Source organism: Campylobacter concisus (genome assembly GCF_015229965.1).
GTDB lineage: Bacteria > Campylobacterota > Campylobacteria > Campylobacterales > Campylobacteraceae > Campylobacter_A > Campylobacter_A concisus_BD.
In genome coordinates this window covers 1-18,765 of sequence record NZ_JAAKZB010000004.1, presented here as the reverse complement: position 1 = coordinate 18,765, position 18,765 = coordinate 1, and the positions used below count along the sequence as shown (strand labels likewise).

Genomic DNA, 18,765 nt, shown 5'->3' with positions numbered 1-18,765 from the left:
GTAAGCCGTTTTTTATTATACTTTGGCTCATTTTAAAGTTGGAGCTAAATTTGGCAGTTGATAAGGTTATTTTCTATCTTTGCGCGACTTTGATCGCTATAAGCATCATTTTTTCACTATCTTTGCCAGTTTTTACAGTTTTATTTTTTAATTACGACGAATTTCACTTTTTTATCCGCCAGTTTGCAGTCGGCTGCATAGGAATTTTTCTCATGTGGTGGCTCTCTAGGCTAAATCCCGACAAAGCGCTTGTTTGGATAGGCTTTGGGCTGCTTATCTCGTGTGGTATCGCTATGGGGCTCATGCACGCCTTGCCAGCTTCTATGGTGACTGACTCTGGAGGTGCTAGACGCTGGATCAGACTGCCTGGCTTCTCACTTGCGCCTGTTGAGTTTTTCAAAGTCGGTTTTGTCTATTTTTTGGCGTGGAGCTTTACTAGAAAATTTAGCGACGGCAAGAGGACTTTGATGGCTGAGCTAAAGATACTTTTGCCTTATATCATTCTTTTTGGTATCGCTATCTTTCTTATTGCCGTTATGCAAAACGACCTTGGTCAGGTTGTAGTTTTGGCACTTACTTTTGTGACGATGGCGCTTTTTGCAGGGGCTAGTGTTAGGCTCTTTGGTATCGGTATCTTGGGCGCTGCCTTTGTCATGACGGTGGCGATCGTTAGCTCTGAGCACAGAATTTTGCGTATAAAGTCATGGTGGGGCACGATACAAAACATGGTTCTCTCTTTCTTGCCAGATAGCGTGGCAAACGTGCTTAGAGTGGCAGACGCACCAGAGCCATATCAAATTTCTCACTCACTAAATGCAATTAAACACGGCGAGTTTTTTGGCGAGGGGCTTGGAGCAGGGATATTTAAGCTTGGCTTTTTAAGTGAGGTACATACTGACTTCGTGCTAGCTGGCATAGCTGAAGAGGTCGGTGTTTTTGGCATTTTATGCATCACAGCGATCTTTATCACGCTACTTTATAGGATATTTAGAATTTCAGCTAGGAGCGAAAACAAGGTCTATCACCTATTCTCGCTTGGTATCGGTCTTATCTTGTCATTTTCGTTTTTGATGAATAGCTACGGCATCACATCGATCACGCCGATAAAAGGTATCGCTGTGCCATTTCTTAGCTATGGCGGTAGCTCCGTGCTTGCTATATGCATCGGCATCGGCATGGTCTTGATGGTTAGTAAAAAGGCGAAACTATGATAGTTATTTGTGGTGGCGGCACTGGTGGGCATTTAGCGATCGCTAGAAGCTTTTGCGAGGAGTTAAATAGACGAGGCATAAAGCCAATTTTTATCGGCTCAACTAGCGGTCAGGATAAATTTTGGTTTGAAAATGATGATAAATTTGCAAAAAAATTTTTCTTACCAAGCAGTGGCGTAGTAAATAAAAGAGGTCTTGCCAAGCTAAAATCACTAACAAATATCATAAGCCTAGCTCTAAAATGCAGGCAAATTTTTAAAGAAAATGGCGTTAAAGCAGTCATCAGCGTGGGAGGCTACTCAGCAGCGCCAGCAGCCATAGCGGCCATCATCTCAAAAACACCGCTTTTCATCCATGAGCAAAATGCCGTAACTGGCAAGCTAAATAAAATTTTAAAGCCATACGCAAAGGGCTTTTTTAGCTCTTATGATGAGCTCTCGCCCTGCCCTTACCCTGTGGCAAATAAATTTTTTGAAAGCCAAAGAGTTAGAAGCGAGCTAAAAACGATACTATTTTTAGGTGGCTCACAAGGCGCAAAAGCTATAAATGAGCTAGCTATAAATTTAGCCCCATATCTTAAAGAAAAACGGATAAAGATCATTCATCAATGCGGCAAAAACGCCCTTGATGAGCTTAAAAAGAGATATGATGAGCTTGGCTTTAGCGAGGCAAATTTAGAAATTTTTGACTTTAGCAAAGAGATAGAAAAGAAGATGAGTGAGGCTGATCTTGCTATATCAAGAGCTGGAGCTAGCTCACTTTGGGAGCTTTGCGCAAACGCCCTGCCATCTATCTTTGTGCCATTTCCTTATGCCGCTGGCAATCACCAGTTTTATAACGCTAAATTTCTAAAAGATAAAGGCATAGCTGAAATTTGCCTGCAAAATGGCGAAATTTTAGACAAAGATGAAGTCATAAAAATGATCGAGAGCTTTGATCTAAGCAAAAGCAGCAAAGCTCTAAAAGATATCCTTTTGCCAAACGGAGCAAAAGAGATAATGGATAAAATTTTAAGCTAGATCTTCGCCTATGGCGTAGGCTTTTAGCTCTCGTAGCTCGTAAATAAGGTAGTGGTAGATAAGCTCGTTTGTCTTTAGGCTCTTGCCTGAAAGCACTGGCTTTATCATCTCGATGATCCTATCTGTGATGCCTGCGATCTCAACCAAAAGTAGCTCGTCACCCCTTTGTTTTGCCACTCTTATGCAGTTATAAAAAAATGTGTAGATAGTTTTAAAATTTTCCAAAACTACGTTTGAGACGATTTGAGAGTCGAGATGTAAAATTTTATTCATCCTATTTTGCAATTCCATTAGCTCTGCAAGTAGCCCTCTTATCATCGCTGTGTCGCCACTTCTTGAGAAGATACTCTTTTTCTTTTTTTTATTTTGTATCTGATACTCAGCGACTAAAATTTGCATGATGTTTGAGATGCTTGTCAGGCTCTCTTGCAAATTTTGATTAGTCTTTAGGCTCACGCCAGCCTTTTCTATCTTGTAATATAAACTTTTGTTTGTCTGCTCGAGGTATGAGCTAATGTTTTCGTAGTAATCTTCAGTATTAAAGACATTTTTAAAAAAACTGCCCTCGTCTGTTGTGCTATAAAGTCTTTTTTTGATCTCTTCGACATTTTTATTAAAAGTGAGCGCATCGATCTTTGTTTCAGGCTCGACAACGCCGTTGTTTTCGATAACTTCCAAGTTTTTCTTAAGCGTGCTTATCAGCTTATCAATCTCATTAAAATCCATTTTGCCTCTTTGAAATTTTTGGCTATTTTACTATAAAAAGCTGAAGTTTTCGCTTGCAATCCTCAAAGGTATAAATTTATGCTTCTTTTAATAAAATATCTCAAAAAAGGAGCAAAAATGAATGGTGAAGTTTTTAACGCTTGCATTATCGTAGCCTCCATAAAGCAAGCTCTAAGGTCAAATTTAGAGTTAAACTACAAAGGCGAAAAATATATAAAAAGCCTAGTTTTTGACTATATTTTGGAGGATGACCCAGAAAAAAGAGAGCAAACTAGCATAAATGAGTGGTTTAAGCATGCCAAAAAGCTTGGGCTAAGCGATGTGAAATTTGCTACAAATTTGACGGTTTCATCAAAGGAGCGCTCGCTACAAGGCTTTTCAAATGTAAGCCACAAGTCAATCCTTTGCATCTATAAAGATAAGATGAGCTACTTCGTGCCGCACTGGAGCTTTGAAGAAGATAAAAGAGGCTGGGACATAGTCTATAAAGAATTTAGTCTAGATGGCACGCCAGAAATTCAAAAATTTAGTGATAACACTTTGGAATTTAAAGATATCCTAACCAAGATCACTAAATTTGCAGATGAGATAGAGTGTGAAAATTTTGGTGACTGCTTTAGAAAAGGGCTAAAAGCGCTAAATGAGCCAGAAAATATAGAGCAAAATGTCCTAAACGCGCCACTTATGCCAAAGCTAAATTTAGCCCTTTTTACTGCGGCAAGTGCGGCTGATGTCTTTGGTGGCATGGGCTCTTGGAACGACGACGCAGCAGGATTGGCGCAGCATAAAAGACGAGGCAAAGAGTATGATGAGCTTAGTAGTGAGCTTTTTACGCAGATGCATAAAGCCACTCTTTTTGCCATAAATGAGTGGTAGCTAGCCGTTTATATGATAGATCTTTTTTCGCTGGCTTGAGCTGCCGATGTTTAGAATTTTGCGGTATTTGGTGATGGTTCGGCGAACGATTTGGATGTTAAATTTAGCTTGAATGAGCTCTTGGATTTTTAGATCAGAAAGAGGCTTTTTATGATCTTCATTTTTGATAAGCTCTAGCAAAAATTCCTTTATCGCAGCGTTTGAAGTCTCTTCGTCAAAGCCAGTAGCGAAGAAATTTTTAAGTGCGACCGTGCCTCTTGGAGAGCTTAGATATTTGTTCGCGATCGCTCTTGAGATGGTTGAAGGGTTGCGTCCAAGCTCGTCTGCTAGGTCTTTTAGTTTCATAGGCTTTATGTCGCCACCCAAAAAGTAGTCATACTGATACTCAACTATCATGAGCCCTATCTTATAAAGCGTCGCCTTTCTCATCTCAAGGGCGTCTATGAGCTCGCTTGCCTCTTTTATGCGCGAGCTTACAAAGGCCTCTTTCTCGTCTAGTCCCTCGGTGTCGATAGAAATTTCAGGATAGTACTCGTCATTTATCTGCACGCTTATGCCGCTACTTGTGCTTAGCACGAAGATGTCAGGGGCCTTTTGGTTCGCCTCTTCTAGATACTCAATGGCTGGGGGATTTTTAAATTTCTTTATGATCTTTAGCGCGTCGTCGTAAAATTTAAGCTTTCTAAGCTTCTCTATATTTTCAAAATTTAAGATGATCTTTTTTGCGCACTCTATGATCTCTTCACTTGCCTCTGCCTCGCTTAGCTGAAACAAAAAACTCTCTTTAACATCCTTTGCGCCCACGCCACAGGGCTCAAGGTAGGCAAATCTCGCTCTAACTCGCTCCACTTCACCCTCATTAAAACCCGCAAAAATTTCATCATCATAAGAAAAATAGCCCTCATCATCCAAGCACTCGATGATCTTATATGCGATATCTTGGGACTTTTGTGTGGGGAAAAGTGGTGGATTTATCTGGCTAACGAGCTTTTCATAGAGGCTTTCTTTATAGATACTTAAAGCCTCGATGCTCTCGCTAACCGAGTTTTTGCTAACCTGCTCGAAAAAATTTCGCTTTTTATCGCTTTTTTCTAAATTTTTGTGTTCGATCGTGGCAAATGGATTTTCTTTTATAAAAGGCTCAAGCGTCTCTTTTAGCTCATCAAGCCCGCTTTGAAGGATAGGAAGCCAGCTTCTTAGCGTTTGGTTTAGTTTGATCTTTGGCGCTAAAGTTTGCTTTTGCCTTAGCATCATCTACTCAAGTAGCTTAAATTCTTCGCCAAGATAGTGCGTTCTAACGAGCTTGTTGTTTGCCACTTCGCTCGCACTGCCGCTTGCTAGCAGCGAGCCATCTTTGATGACATAGGCTCTGTCGCAAATGGCTAGCGTCTCACGGACGTTGTGGTCAGTTATCAAAACGCCGATACCTAGCTTTTTAAGGTCTCTAACTATGCTTTGGATGTCGCTAACTGCGATAGGATCGACGCCTGCAAATGGCTCATCAAGCAGCAAAAATTTTGGTTTTATGATGAGGCTTCTAGCGATCTCACAGCGTCTGCGCTCGCCGCCACTTAGACTAACGCCCTTTCTTAGGCGGATAGGCTCGATGTTTAGCATATTTAGCATCTCATTTACTCTTTTAGAGATCTCTTCTTTGCTTTGATTTAAAATTTCAGCCCCAAGGAGCAAATTTTCTTCTACGCTTAGCTCTTTAAATATGCTTGATTCTTGCGGCAAATAGCCAATACCAAGGTGCGCTCTTTTGTGAAGTGGGACGTTTGTGATCTTTTCGTCATTTAAAAAGACATCTCCGCTAGTTGGCGAGATGAGCCCACAGATCATATAAAAAGTAGTCGTCTTTCCAGCGCCATTTGGCCCAAGAAGCCCCACGACTTCGCCACTATTTACCTCTAAAGATATGCCTTTTATGATCTCACTTTTTTTAATCGTCTTTTTTAGATCTTTTACTTCTAGTTTATGCACTTATAACCTCGTATTTTCTGCCATTTTTGCTAGGAGAAATTTTTACTAATGTATAGCTCTCGCCGTTTTTCTTTAGGGCTTTTTCTAAATTTTCATCGCCCCACTCTACTAGATGAAGCCCCTCTTCAAATAAATTTTCAAAAAGGCCGTTTTTTGCCATCCCGTCAAATCCGATCTGGTAAATGTCGTAGTGGTAGATATCTTTACCATAAATTTGCATTAAAGAAAATGTTGGCGACGTCACGCTCTCATCTATGCCATGAGCCTTGATGATCGCCTTTACAAGCGTTGTTTTGCCACTTGCTAGATCGCCACTTAGTAGCACCACGCCACTTTTTGGCAGCACCCGCACAAGCCGATCAAGCTCATTTTCTAAAAGCTCAAAAACCATCAAAGCTCTTTTACATATTCGCTTTGAGCGCTTTTTGGTATGCTTTTTGTAGTCGGGATCGCTAGCACCTCGTATCTCGCCTCGCGAGCTAGAAATTTGATAGTGATAACGTCGCCGATCTTTACATCTTTTGCCGCTTTTGCCTGCACGCCGTTTATGCTCACAACGCCGCTTTTACACATATCTTCGCTAACGGCACGCCTTTTGGTGATATTTACTACGTTTAAAAATTTATCTACTCTCATGCGGCGGATTTTAACAAAAATAGCCTTAAATTTTTAATCCTTCAGATATTTTAAAAGCTCTTTTAAATTTAGAGGTATGACGCTGCCGTGCGTCTCATTTTTAAAAAGCTCAAAGTGAGAATTTACGCCACTTTGCTTTAAAATTTGGGCTAGATCGCTCGCCTTTAAAATGCCAGCTTTGTCTGTCTTGCCCTTTCTCTTTTCAAGCTCGCCAACGCTAAGAAAGACAAATTTAGCTCTTATTTTCTCTTTAAATTTACCCTCGCTCACATTTTGCTTTAAAATTTCAGACTCGCCCCACCAAAGAGATGGCGAAGCGATAAAGAAATTTGAAAATACGCCATCATTTTTTAGCAAAGCATAAAGTGTAAAAAGGCCGCCAAAAGAGTGTCCATAAAGGCTCTTTTGGCTATTTTGCACGTTAAATTTCTCATCAATTAGTGGCACTAAATTTTTAGTTAAAAAGTGGTAAAACGCATCTGCGCCACCACCCTTGCTAAACTCCTCGCCCTTCGCCTTTGGCGTGAGATCTCTTGTGCGTTTTTCTACTTCGTAGCTTTTGTTACTGTCATATCCTATGCCTATTATTAGCGGGGCAGCCTTGCCATCAAATTCATTTAAAAGCATGTTAAACTGGGCATTTGCATCAAGCAAGAAAAGCACATTTTTAAACTCATTTTGACCCTTTAGCTTGGCTGTGAAAATTTTATAAATTTCATCATTTGCGCTCATTTTAAAGGTTGAAATTTCAAATTTACTAGCAGCTTTTTGACTAAGTGGCTCAGGCGTTTGGCTAGGTCCTGCGTGCAAAATTTGCGTCACACCAAGCGTAAAAAGCAAAATTTTAAACGCTCTTACCATTTTGCAGCGACCTTAAACCAAAATCTCCTGCCCTCTTGCGGATACCAGTAGTAGTTGCCGTCGTCTGCTAACGCCTCATCGTATCTTACTTTATCAAAGATATTGTAGGCATTTAGGCTAAGCGTTAGGTGCTTGTTTGCGTCCCAGCTGACGCCTGTATCGAAGGTGAGTAGGTCTTTTGTGTTCTCTCTTACTCTGTTGCCAGCACCGAAATTTACGCTTGTTAGCTTGCTCTCGTAGTTTGCGCCAAAAAATGTCTTGACGCTTTTTACAGGCTTATATGTAAGCGTGGCGTGAAATACATGCTCTGGCGTTGCTGTTAGGCTTTTGCCATCAAGTCTGTTAAGCCCAGTTTGGCTAAATTTCATAGGACCTCTTGGCGTGTTTATCGTTGGATCACCAGTTTTTATCTTTGACTTATTATAGGTGTAGTTTGAGCTTAAATTTAGATTTGAAAGGATGTCATAGTCGCCACTTAGCTCCACGCCCCAAACGGTCGCACCCTCGATGTTAAAGTAAGTTCCCCAGCCAGGGCAAGTAACGTCTGGTGCATTTGTGCAAGTGCCAAAAGCTGGAATTCCATTTACTCTTTTACTGCCGTCGGTATCTAGGATCTTATCTTTAAATTCATTTCTAAAAAGCGTCACCGAGCCTCTAAAATCAGCCTGATTGTCATAATATGCTCCGACTTCATAGGTCGTGCTCTTTTCTGGCTTTAGGTCCTTGTTGCCAAAATCAACTATTCTCCAGCCACCTTGGATAGTGCCTACTTCTGGAGAAATTTGATTGACATCTGGGGTTTTGTAGCCAGTCGCTACGCCGCCTTTTAGGCTTAGTGTATCTGTGGCGTTATAGACTAGGTAGGCTCTTGGCGAGAGGTGGTTACCAAAAAATTCGTTGTGCGTGAGTCTTGAACCAAGCGTTAAAAACAGCTTCTCATCTAAAATTTGCCACTCATCCTCGATAAATCCTGCATGCTCGCTCATCGAGTAACTTTTTGGATTTTTAAGCCCATTTTTTGAGGCATTTGAGACGATAAATGTTGTATTTACATTTTGCTTATGAAAGTCATAGCCAAAAGTTAGTGCGTGAGCGCCAAAAAACGTTGTAAATTTGGAGTTAAAGTTGTGATTTTTAACTTTTGCTGGCGTAAGACTATCAAAAAGACTCGTTCTTTGTGTCTGATCATAAATGTAACTAAGATCGGCATTTAGGCTATCAAATTCACCAAGATAGCCAACACCATAGCTCTTTTTCTCGTAGTCATAAGCGTTTAAAACCTTATTTGTCTTTATGGTAGCCGTTTTGCCAACAGTGCGCGAGTAGTCGTGCCTTTCGTTTGAGCCAAGGATGAAAAATTTATTGTGTTCATCTGGTGTGATCCAAAGTTTTGCGCTTAAATTTCTCTTATCGCTCTTTTGATAACCACCTTTGTAATTATCCTCATCTCTTAGCTTTTTATAGCCCCAAAGCTGAAGCGCGAAAAGCTCTTTATAAAGAGGTAAATTTAGATAAAAATCGCCCTGCCTGCCGTCTCCTATGCCTTTATGCGCGTTTATCGTGGTTGAGATGCCGACGTTGCCACTAAATTTTGAAAAGTCCTTTTTGGTAATGATATTTATAACGCCTCCAACCGCGTCGCTACCATAAAGCGAGCTCATAGGTCCGCGGATGATCTCTATACGATCGATCGCTTCAGCTTGTGGGATGAAATTTGAGTTCATATCCCCTGCTCCGCCCTTTGGGTTTGCGCTGCTTGAATTTACTCTTTTGCCATCGATCAAAACTAGCGTTTGAGACTTCTCCATGCCGCGTATCGAGATGCCACTAGCTGCTCCGTCCTCGCCACCGACGACATTTACGCCTGGCACTTTTTGCGCGATTGAGTGAAGTGAGGTAAAGCTATCTTTTGTTAGCTCATCGCCACTTATCACACTGATGCTTGCAGGGGCTTCTTTGATCTGCTGCGAGAAGCCGCTCGCGCTTACTACGACGCCATCTAGCTTAGTTTCGTTGTTCTCTTTCTCTACTGCATAGAGAGAATTCGATACACAAGCACTAAGGCAAATTGCAATAAATTTTGATCTATTCACGGATATCCTTTTGTTAAATTTAATTTTTGATAATGAAAGCGAAACGCAAATTTAACAAAGCAAGCATAAAAACAATATTAATTATCATAATTTTAAATAACAATGCAGAAAAAATTTATGAAAATAAAATTTAAATCAATCTAAGAGGAGCTAGACCCAAAGCGAGTCTAGCAAATTTGAAGTTATTTTGAGGCGACCATTTCGTTGTATGAGTTAAATATCTCTCTACTAAGATCTTCGAGCTTTCTAAACTCAGTGACAAAATGTTTTAAATTTTTCTCGTTATAGCCCTTGCCAGCTTCTGTCAAGATGGCTTTGATGTTTTTGTTAAACTCATCTACCAAATGGCGTGATTTCTCGTATGTTTTAGTGTGGCTAAAGCTCTTTGCGCACTCGTTTTCATACCACGCTACAAGATCATCTGCGTCTTTTGCTATATCATCGCCGTAACCTTGCTCATTTACAGTGTCTGAATAAACACCCACTTTATAGACGATGATAGCTATCTTTGCGATGATGCCAAAGGTCTTGTCTTCTACATATTTTGATCTTTGGGCTGTCTCTTTTGCATTTTGGTTAAAGCTAGCTAAAGTTTGTTTGAAATTTTCGACATTTGCTGTGGCGATCTTTGAAATTTCATCTATCTTTTTAGAGTTTTCATCTATATCTTTGGCTTCTTGCTGAAGTGTTTGGATATTTACGCCGATCTCATGTGTCGCTTTTTGAGTGTTTTCAGCTAGTTTTCTAACCTCATCAGCAACAACTGCAAAGCCACGTCCATGCTCGCCTGCACGTGCTGCTTCAATAGCTGCGTTTAGAGCTAGTAAATTTGTCTGCTCAGCTATATCTTTTATCAAATTTACAACCGAAGTGATGTCGTCTGTTCTGCTATTTAGCGTGCTTATAGCGTGGCTTGAGCCCTCTATCAGCTCCTCAAGCGAGCTCATATTTACGCTTAGCTCATTGATGCTTTGCGTCGTATCCTCGGCGATTCTAGCCGTATCTTTTGCCATGAGTGCCATTTGGCTAAGGTTTTTGATACTCTCATTTAGATCATTTCTAACATCTTCTATGCCGTCGTTGCCATTGCCAAGTGTGTCAAGTTCTTTTGAAAGCAGACCTCTTACTTTACTTTTGTGACTATCTTTTATGCCAGTTACGCCATTACTCATAGAAATGGCATTTTGTTTAAATATACCGCGAAATCCCTCTGTAAAGATATTTCTATATGTTAGTCCGCTTTGAGCAGCGTCTATTGAGGTTGAAATTTCTCTTTGAAGTGCCTCAACTTGATCAAGCAAGTCATTTATACCAAGTGCTACTTCATAAAGTGGGTCATTTTCTTTTACATTTACTATCCTAGGCTCTAAGATACCGTTTCTAGCTGAGCCTACTACGCTTAAAATTTCATTTATAGAGTCAAGTTTTTTTCCAAACATATTATAGCCTTTGTAGGTTATTTACAAATTCATCATAACTTATATTTTTTTCTTTTAAAAATTCAGTTAAAAATTTCATCGAAGCATCCATGCCACCGCTCTTTTCTACCGATAATAACTTTTGATATATAGGCTCTATTACCTCAATCGCCTTTGGATTTGGCTTGCGTCTAACTGAGTAGTAGCCAACTGGATTATTTTGTACATCAAGCGAAGTTGTGATATTTGCAAAGACCCAGTAGTATCCACCATCAAAGCTTTTGTTTTTAACATAAGCAAAAATTTCTTCTTTATTTTTTATGCGCTCCCAAAGTAGCTTAAAAACAGCTCTTGGCATATCTGGGTGTCTTATGATGTTGTGAGGCTTACCCAAGACTTCAGCTTGCTTTGCTCCAACTATCTTTAAAAATGGCTCGTTACAATATGTAATACGTCCTTTTAAGTCGGTCTTTGAGACCAAAAAGGCGCTCTCTTCGACCATGTGTTCTTTGTTTTCAGACATCTTCTCTCCTTTAAGATTTTAATTATTTTAGTTTTTAACGGCTTTTGATAGATCCCACATCGGCAAAAATATACCAAGAGCTAGTAAAAGCACCATACCTGCTATAAAAACGAGCAAGATAGGCTCGATATAGTTTGAGATGTTATCAATAATATCGTTAAATTTCATCCTGTAATAGTCAGTTACTTTTCCAGTCATATCATCCAAGCTACCGCTTTGCTCGCCAGCGCTTATCATCTGTATGAGCATATTTTCATATAAATTTGTATCTCTAAAAGCCTCCGTTAGGCTAACGCCCCTACCAACAAGTATCTTAACGCCGCTTAGTTTCTTTTTGATATCCTTGTTTGAAACCGTTATCACAGCTGTATCAAGGGCATCTGCTATAGGCAAACCAGCTCGAACAAGCTCTGTAAAGATGAGGTTAAACCTGCTCATATTCGAATAAAATATGATCTTGCCGATGAGATAGACTTTCAAAAGGTATTTATCGACCTTATCTTGAAATTCTTCACTCTCAAGGTAGTATTTTCTAAGCAAATATCCGATAAATGCAAGTGCTCCAAGGATATAAAAGCCGTAGTTTGTCATGACGTATTCGATATTTAGCAAAATTTTAGTTGGCAGTGGCAGCTCTGCATTTAACTGCTCGAAAATTTCTCTAAACTGCGGCACAACAAGTATCATAAGGATGACAAAGGCGATGATGATCGCGCAGATGACGGTTATCGGATAGCGGATAGCTTTTTTAAATTTTTGCTGATTGTCCCAGACCTCTTGCAAGATAGAGGCGAGCTTTGCAAGCGCGTCAGCCATATTACCAGTGCTTTCCCCTAGTCTTATCATCGCTAGCGTCACGTCGCCTAGCTCTTCTTTAAAATTTTCTATACTATTTGTGAGGCTTGAGCCTTGATTTAGTTCCTCATCTATAGTTTGAAATATAAATTTAAGGCGCTTATCCTCAGTGGAGTTTGCAACCTCTTTAATGCTATCGTGGATAGAAATTCCAGCATTTGTCATAACGCTAAGCTGCCTTATGGTGGCTACTAAATTTGGGATTTTCACCTTTGGATTAGTAAAAGCCTTTGCGATCACGTTTTGTAAATTTTCAAAGTTATTTATGCTAGAAGTTTGCGTCTCTTTGATCTTTACGATCATGCCAGTAACATTTGCTTTGTCTTTGATCTCACTTTTATTGTTCGCTCTTAGGCTCATCTTATGGCGTTTGCCGTTTTGGATGTACTCAACCTCAAAGTATTTCATATCTTAGCAACCCTATAAACTTCTTCAAGCGTGGTTATGCCATTTGCCGCTCTTATGACGCCATCATGAAACATATCTATAAAGCCCTCTTCGTAAGCAACGCTTTTAAGCTCATCTTTAGAAGCACCATTTGCGACCATGCTTGCTATATGGTCACTAATAGGTAAAATTTCACTTATCATCTCACGTCCCAAGTATCCTGTTTGTGAGCATTGTGGGCATCCGACACTTTTGTAAAACTGGTAGTTTTCAGGGACAAATTTCTTAATCTCATCAAATGCCTTTTGAGATAGAGTGATCTTTTGTTTGCAGTGTGGGCAGAGCTTTCTAACAAGTCTTTGAGCCTCTATGCAAACGAGCGCGCCGCTTACTAGATAAGGCTCGATGCCCATATCTATCATACGAGGAAGCGCGCTAATGGCGTCGTTTGTGTGAAGTGTAGAAAAAACTAAGTGACCAGTAAGTGCCGCTTGTATCGCTATGCGAAGCGTCTCTTGATCCCTGATCTCGCCTATCATTATGACGTCTGGATCTTGCCTCAAGATAGAGCGAAGGGCTGAGACAAAGGTAAGTCCAGCCTTTTCATTTACATGCACTTGTTGGATCATATTTAGCTGGTATTCGACCGGATCTTCAACTGTGATGATCTTAGTTTTTACGCTTTTTATATCATTTAGCGCGCCGTAAAGTGTTGTTGTCTTTCCTGATCCTGTTGGACCAGTGACTAGGATGATGCCATAAGGCGCTTTCATGCTCTTTTTAAATTTAGCAAAGTTATCTGGATGCATGCCAAGATCTTCTAAATTTATAATGACCTTTGACTTATCAAGAATTCTTAAAACTATACTTTCGCCATTTAAGATAGGTAGCGTCGAGATACGAAAATCATACTCTTTGTCTAAAATTTGAGCAGAAAATCTACCATCTTGTGGGCGGCGGCGCTCTGCGATGTCCATGTTTGATAGTAGCTTCATACGGCTAACCATCGGCGGATAGATATCTTTATCAAATATAAATGTCTCGCTTAGCATGCCATCGATCCTGCTTCTTACGATGCAGTTTGTCTCGGTCGGCTCGATGTGGATGTCGCTGGCTCTGCTTTGGATAGATGTTTTTAAGATGATCTCTATTAGCTTTAAAATTCCAGAGTTTTCAGTGTTTTGACCTTGACTAGCTGAGCTTGAAAGCTCTCTTCTGATCTCTGTTATCACATCTTTTATGCTCTCATTAAGTGCTAGCTTGCTTATATATTTTTCTATCTGAGTTGGCTGAGCGATGGCAACTTTTAGTAGTTTTCTATTAAATAAATTTTGCACCTTATCTTGAGCTATAACGTCAAATGGGTTTTTAAAAGCGACATATACGCTTATCTCATCTTCTTTTACTGGGATGGCGCTATATGTTTTTAGCTGAGCGGTGCTTAGCTTCTCGCTTATGCGGTAGTCGATGTCGATATCATCAAGGTCAAAGTATAAAACCTTAAATTTCTCGCTTATAAATTTAACAAAAGCCTTTATATCAAGCTCAAGATCGTTTGAAATTTCATCGATATTTACATGTCCTCTTCTATAAATATCAGACAAAATTTCCATAAAATCTTCATCGTTTATTAAATTTTCATCTCTTAAAATTTTAACAAGACCTTTACCTTCTTGCTCGCTTATCTGTTTTATCTTTTCTATGTCTGATGTGCTTAGTTTGCCGTTTTGTTCTATATTTTTTAAGATTACATTTTCTACATTTTTCATTATCTATACTCTATTTGTGATTTCAGGTCGTTATTTTTAAAAATTTTAAGCACTAGCTTTGGTATTTGTCCATTTGTTGGGCTTATCTCATATCTTGTGTCAGAATTTGGCTCTTCAAAGATAAATGTGCCAAGCTCTTCGACATACTCTTTTTTTACAAATTTATCAAACAAAAATGAAAGTATATAATCACTCTTTGGAAGCCTGATATAGCTTATATCAACGCCATCTATCATAGCGTGAAATAAGAGCTTTTTCTTAAACAAGATGTCAGCAAAATAGGCAGCATTTTCTCTTGATTTTTCGCTCTTTACTAGCTTATCGATCGGAGTTGCTAGCCTGTTTAGATCGTTCATCTTTATGCAAGCGATGCCAAACATAGAAATTTGCTCTTCGTTATTTTGTGTTTTTAAAAATTCCTCAACCTTTTGATTGCAGACTTTTGCATAGTTTGCGCTGTTAAAGTCATCCCTTATCTCAGTCAGACTAACGGCAAAAACTTCACAAACAAAAACCAAAAAAATAACAAAAAATTTCATAATGTTCCACTTTTTATCTTATTTATAAGCTCATTTATCGAAGCTTTGTTTAAGTTTTTATTATACTCCCTTAGAGCTTTGACGGCGTCATCGCTTTGTTTTAGCTTATATTTTGACTTTGCAAAGATGATCCACGACTCCTCTAAACTATTATCTATATCGTTCGCGGCAAGCGACCACTTTATAGCTTCTTTGAAATTATTATTTCTAAAATTTAATCTAGCAAGCTCGAGCGCGATAGTTGGATTGTTTGTCTTTAAAAACTGCTCTCTTAACACGCTCTCTTCATTTGATGCTGAAGTCACTTGTATATTTACACGCTTTCTAGCTGGTTTTGCCTCAAGATCTATCACTTCATCTTGTGGCACGCTTATGCCGTTTATACCATTTTGTTCGCTAAGTGGCTCTTCATCAGGGATATTTAGCTTAAGCCAACCTTGTGAGCTTCTTTGCCTTTTTGGGTCATTTTTTGAAGTATCGTTTGTCTCGTTTATCTTTACAACCTCTTCAAGCTTTTTAGCTATCTTATCAGCTAGCTCATCTTGCTTTTTACCCTCTTCAAATTTAGTCTTAGCAACCTCGCTCTTTTGCTTTAGCTCACTAAGAACGCTTACATTTGTCTCATTTTTTTCTACCATTTTTACTGTGGTTGCATTTTTGGTTAAAACTTTATCGCTTTTATTAGCAAGACTTGGAGCTTTTTCTAAACTTAGAACTATCAACGCAGCCAGCAAAATGATGATAAGCAAAAGCTCGATGATTAAAATTTTAGAGTTTTTGGCATTAAAAATTTTATGTAAAAAACCGCCATTTTTTTTCTTGTAGCTCTCATAAAGCTTTTCTAGTCTTTGAATTTCTTGTGGTTCAAGCATCGATTAGCCCCGCATCAAGTGCAGCCATGGTAAGTATCATGATATTTGCCTTATCACCGCTAAGTTTTGAAGGCTGATACTGCTCGTAGTATTCGCAAATTTCATAGAATTTATACATGATCTTGTTTAGCGTTCTTAAATTTCCACCGCAAAATGAGTAGGCGCACTCGTAGTCTTTTTTGTCAAATTTAAGGTATTTATCATAGTTTTTTTGACTAAGCTTTCTTTGCAAGTATATGATGATCTCATTTACATCAGCGCTACTTAGCTCGATGCTCTCCCAAATTCTAGTCTGAAAATAATCTTTCGCCAAAATATCTTCGTTTTCAGTTTTATGTATCGTAAAAAGAAATTTAAACATCCTAGTATCAGCCATAAGCCTTATCTTCTCGATAAGCTCAGTCGGATAGAGCTGCGCTTCATCTAGGATAACCGTCATTTGATTTTTTAAAATTTCATCTTTACTGCTAAAGTCTTTTGAATAAAATTTTATAAAGCTCTCAAAGTTGTTTATATCTTCAAGCTTTTTTCCATAAATTTGCTCACAAAGTGCCTCGATAAATGTCGCCTCGCTAAAAAATGGATGCGGAAAAAAGATGAGGCTTTTATCTTCTTTTAGATCATTTGCGATCTTGTTTAGCAAAAAGGTCTTGCCGCTACCTGGCTTGCCATAAAACAAGATGAGTTTTAGTGGCTTTTTTAGAGCTAAAACTATCTTGTTGTAGCAGCTTATAGAGTTGTCTAAATTTACGAAATTTAAACTCTCGTCTTCATCTATGAAAACATCTTTTATATGCGTATAAATATTTTCGTTACTCATAGATCGATTTAGAAAATCCTAGATCTTTTAGCGACTGCTGAACTGGTTTTGGATCTTCAAGATCAACAACTCTTGGCGTGATGACAAAGATAAGCTCAGTAGTTTTTACGCCATCTCTTGTGCTTTTAAAGACACTTCCTATCAAAGGTATGTCAGCTAGAAGTGGCACAGCTGTATTTTGCTTATTTTTAGTCTGTCCGATAAGTCCGCCAAGTATGATCGTATCGCCACTATTTACCTGAACGACTGTTGAGAGTTTTTTCTGAACTGTATCAGGGGCGATCTCTCTAATGGCTGTATTTTGCGATCTTATGTCATCTTCTGCATACTTAAAGCTGCTTAAGCTTGGGTTGATGCGAAGCATGATCTTGTTGTTATCTGAAACTTCTGGAAGTAAATTTAACAAGATACCGATAAATACAGAGTATTGCTTATAAGTTGTTGTAAGCCTGTTGTTATTGTTATTGTTGCTACCATTATCTGTCTCTTCCATCACGCGGTAGTTTATATTATCGCCCACAGAGATTAGCGCTTGTTGGTTATTTAGAGTGGTTACTTTTGGACTTGAAACAACCTTTGTTTTACCATTTGTTTCAAGGAAATTTATCATACCATCAAGGCTAAAGTTTAAATTTGCAGCGATGTTTAACGTGCGTCCAAAGCCATCGCTTAAGCTATTGCCCTTGTTTGTCCAGCTTGCACTTGAGCTTGCATTTGTGCCTGAATTACCTATATATGAGTTAAATCCAAGCTCAAATTTACTCCAATCAACACCTTGCTTATACTCATTATTTAGATCAACTGCGATGATAGAAACATCGATGATGACTTGTTTTTTAAGTCTTCTTTGCATCTCAGCTATATATTTTTCAACGCGTTTTAGCTGTGACGGGGTAGCTGTAACCGTGATAAGTCCAGCATTTTGGTTTATGATAGGATCTGGCGCCGTGATGTGCTCACTGCTATTATTTAAGATGGCTTTTAGCTCAGCATCAAGCTTCTCCCAGAAGTCAAATTTCTCAGTTGTTCTTATCAAGTTGTTTTCATTTTTTATATCATTTGAGCTAGTATCGCTACTTGAGCTATTGCCAACCTCTGATGGAGAGGCATCAACCGAAGCTTTTGTGATAGCTGTGCCCTCACGGATAGAAGTGATATAGTCTATTTTAAAAATTTTTGTTTGAAGCGATGAGATTTTTAAGACATTATTTGAAAACTCATAGCTTAAATTTTTCTCGTTTAAAAGTAGATCAAAGACCTCGCTTAGACTCATGTTTCTTATATTTACGCCAAAGACTTTATCGTCAAGCTCTTTTTTACTATAAGCATCTTTTGCAACGATACTAAAATCACACATTTCAGAGAGCTGATTTAAAACATCGCCAAGACTTATATCGTCTGTGATCTTCATACTAAAATTTTTGCTCAAGCATGTGCTTGGTTTTGCCATTATAGGGGTAGCTAAAAATGAAGCTAACGCCACAGTTATAATAAATTTACTTAATTTTGATACCAACATTTTTACTTCCATTTTTAAGAGTTAGTTCTTGTTTTTCATCATCTTTTACGATGATAACCTTGCTATTTTGAACGCTTGTGATGTTGTAATCATCAACCATATCTCCCACTTTATACCACTTGCCATTTATATTTGCTTTATTTAGCAAAATAGCCTTTAGCATAAACCCCCTTGCAGAAGAGTATTTTGTAGTGTTTTGATCGCCTTTTGGAGCAACTGGCAAATTTAGCTTAAAAGGATCTTGCAAGCTAGAAATTTCACCGTTATTAAGCCCCTTTCTTTGCTCCTTTATCTTAACAAAAACTTCATCATAGTTTTTCATCTCGCCTTCAAACTCATTACCAAATAGGCCAAGAGCTAAAATTAAAAATAAACCAAATTTTTTCATCAGTACTTCATACCCCACACAGAGATAGAGAGCTTAGCTCCTAGATCTTTTTGAGTGGAATTTATATCCATCTTGTGAAGATCTACTACGAGTTTTGACTCTTCAAGTCCGTTTATATAGCTAAGCATATCTTTAAAATTTCCAAGGCAAGTGACATCTATATTTAAAATTTGCTCTATCTTTTGGAAATTTGGCTCTTTTATATCACTTTTAAGCTCTAAAATTTTTATATTATTTTGTTTTGCCAAAAGCACGATACTATCTATATAG

Annotated in this window: 19 protein-coding genes and 1 pseudogene; 3 read left to right on the top strand and 17 right to left on the bottom strand. The window is 38.7% G+C overall.

Going from position 1 to position 18,765, the window contains the following annotated elements:
* Positions 1-50 precede the first annotated feature (50 nt).
* Positions 51-1,211 carry an FtsW/RodA/SpoVE family cell cycle protein gene (locus tag G6W43_RS02765; RefSeq protein WP_009293817.1) on the top strand — a complete coding sequence of 387 codons (1,161 nt, stop codon included), beginning with the start codon at positions 51-53 and terminating at the stop codon, positions 1,209-1,211.
* Positions 1,208-2,230, top strand: coding sequence for an undecaprenyldiphospho-muramoylpentapeptide beta-N-acetylglucosaminyltransferase (gene murG / locus G6W43_RS02760; RefSeq protein ID WP_194169091.1), 1,023 nt, complete (start codon positions 1,208-1,210; stop codon positions 2,228-2,230). The genes G6W43_RS02765 and murG overlap by 4 nt, the downstream gene beginning before the upstream one ends.
* Here the strand turns inward: murG and G6W43_RS02755 are convergent.
* On the bottom strand, positions 2,222-2,956 hold the full coding sequence (locus tag G6W43_RS02755; RefSeq protein WP_194169090.1) for an imidazole glycerol phosphate synthase: 735 nt from the start codon (positions 2,954-2,956) through the stop codon (positions 2,222-2,224). The two genes, murG and G6W43_RS02755, sit on opposite strands and share 9 nt — an antisense overlap.
* Positions 2,957-3,073: 117 nt before the next feature.
* Between G6W43_RS02755 and G6W43_RS02750 the strand changes: the two genes are divergently transcribed.
* Positions 3,074-3,832: a hypothetical protein gene (locus G6W43_RS02750; RefSeq protein ID WP_194169089.1), complete on the top strand. Its 759-nt coding sequence runs from the start codon at positions 3,074-3,076 to the stop codon at positions 3,830-3,832.
* On the opposite strand, the gene G6W43_RS02745 is transcribed toward G6W43_RS02750, so the two are convergent.
* The 16 genes and pseudogenes from G6W43_RS02745 to G6W43_RS02670 all read right to left on the bottom strand — a co-directional run.
* The gene (locus G6W43_RS02745; RefSeq protein ID WP_242039986.1) at positions 3,833-5,083 is read right to left on the bottom strand and encodes an RNA polymerase factor sigma-54; all 1,251 of its coding nucleotides are present in this window, start codon (positions 5,081-5,083) and stop codon (positions 3,833-3,835) included.
* 3 nt (positions 5,084-5,086) lie between these two features.
* Positions 5,087-5,815, bottom strand: coding sequence for an LPS export ABC transporter ATP-binding protein (gene lptB, locus G6W43_RS02740; RefSeq protein WP_009293825.1), 729 nt, complete (start codon positions 5,813-5,815; stop codon positions 5,087-5,089).
* A complete protein-coding gene (gene tsaE, locus G6W43_RS02735) occupies positions 5,808-6,206 on the bottom strand; it encodes a tRNA (adenosine(37)-N6)-threonylcarbamoyltransferase complex ATPase subunit type 1 TsaE (protein ID WP_103572319.1) in 399 nt (132 codons plus the stop codon). The genes lptB and tsaE overlap by 8 nt, the downstream gene beginning before the upstream one ends.
* Complete coding sequence (locus G6W43_RS02730) at positions 6,206-6,451, bottom strand: RNA-binding S4 domain-containing protein (RefSeq protein WP_002940508.1); 246 nt, start codon at positions 6,449-6,451, stop codon at positions 6,206-6,208. Before G6W43_RS02730 ends, tsaE begins: the two co-directional genes overlap by 1 nt.
* Positions 6,452-6,484: 33 nt before the next feature.
* Positions 6,485-7,312, bottom strand: a complete 828-nt coding sequence (locus G6W43_RS02725; RefSeq protein WP_194169087.1) for an alpha/beta hydrolase — start codon at positions 7,310-7,312, stop codon at positions 6,485-6,487.
* A complete protein-coding gene (locus tag G6W43_RS02720) occupies positions 7,306-9,405 on the bottom strand; it encodes a TonB-dependent receptor domain-containing protein (protein ID WP_342672214.1) in 2,100 nt (699 codons plus the stop codon). The genes G6W43_RS02725 and G6W43_RS02720 overlap by 7 nt, the downstream gene beginning before the upstream one ends.
* Positions 9,406-9,587: 182 nt before the next feature.
* The gene (locus tag G6W43_RS10845; protein ID WP_374220071.1) at positions 9,588-10,352 is read right to left on the bottom strand and encodes a methyl-accepting chemotaxis protein; all 765 of its coding nucleotides are present in this window, start codon (positions 10,350-10,352) and stop codon (positions 9,588-9,590) included.
* Positions 10,353-10,845: 493 nt separating this feature from the next.
* Positions 10,846-11,346, bottom strand: a complete 501-nt coding sequence (locus G6W43_RS02710; protein ID WP_103597587.1) for a PAS domain-containing protein — start codon at positions 11,344-11,346, stop codon at positions 10,846-10,848.
* 27 nt (positions 11,347-11,373) lie between these two features.
* Complete coding sequence (locus tag G6W43_RS02705) at positions 11,374-12,609, bottom strand: type II secretion system F family protein (protein WP_012001751.1); 1,236 nt, start codon at positions 12,607-12,609, stop codon at positions 11,374-11,376.
* The gene (locus G6W43_RS02700) at positions 12,606-14,357 is read right to left on the bottom strand and encodes a GspE/PulE family protein (protein ID WP_194169086.1); all 1,752 of its coding nucleotides are present in this window, start codon (positions 14,355-14,357) and stop codon (positions 12,606-12,608) included. The genes G6W43_RS02705 and G6W43_RS02700 overlap by 4 nt, the downstream gene beginning before the upstream one ends.
* Positions 14,357-14,896 carry a hypothetical protein gene (locus G6W43_RS02695; RefSeq protein WP_009293846.1) on the bottom strand — a complete coding sequence of 180 codons (540 nt, stop codon included), beginning with the start codon at positions 14,894-14,896 and terminating at the stop codon, positions 14,357-14,359. The genes G6W43_RS02700 and G6W43_RS02695 overlap by 1 nt, the downstream gene beginning before the upstream one ends.
* Entirely contained in the window at positions 14,893-15,768 is an 876-nt protein-coding gene (locus G6W43_RS02690) for a CDC27 family protein (RefSeq protein ID WP_194169085.1), read from the bottom strand. The genes G6W43_RS02695 and G6W43_RS02690 overlap by 4 nt, the downstream gene beginning before the upstream one ends.
* Positions 15,761-16,588, bottom strand: a complete 828-nt coding sequence (locus G6W43_RS02685) for an ATP-binding protein (RefSeq protein ID WP_103558079.1) — start codon at positions 16,586-16,588, stop codon at positions 15,761-15,763. Before G6W43_RS02685 ends, G6W43_RS02690 begins: the two co-directional genes overlap by 8 nt.
* On the bottom strand, positions 16,581-18,107 hold the full coding sequence (gene mshL, locus G6W43_RS02680; protein WP_193798103.1) for a pilus (MSHA type) biogenesis protein MshL: 1,527 nt from the start codon (positions 18,105-18,107) through the stop codon (positions 16,581-16,583). Before mshL ends, G6W43_RS02685 begins: the two co-directional genes overlap by 8 nt.
* Positions 18,085-18,495, bottom strand: coding sequence for a hypothetical protein (locus G6W43_RS02675; RefSeq protein WP_194169084.1), 411 nt, complete (start codon positions 18,493-18,495; stop codon positions 18,085-18,087). Before G6W43_RS02675 ends, mshL begins: the two co-directional genes overlap by 23 nt.
* Positions 18,495-18,765 (bottom strand): annotated as a pseudogene (locus tag G6W43_RS02670) (type 4a pilus biogenesis protein PilO); the annotation flags it as partial. The gene G6W43_RS02675 and the pseudogene G6W43_RS02670, both read right to left, overlap by 1 nt.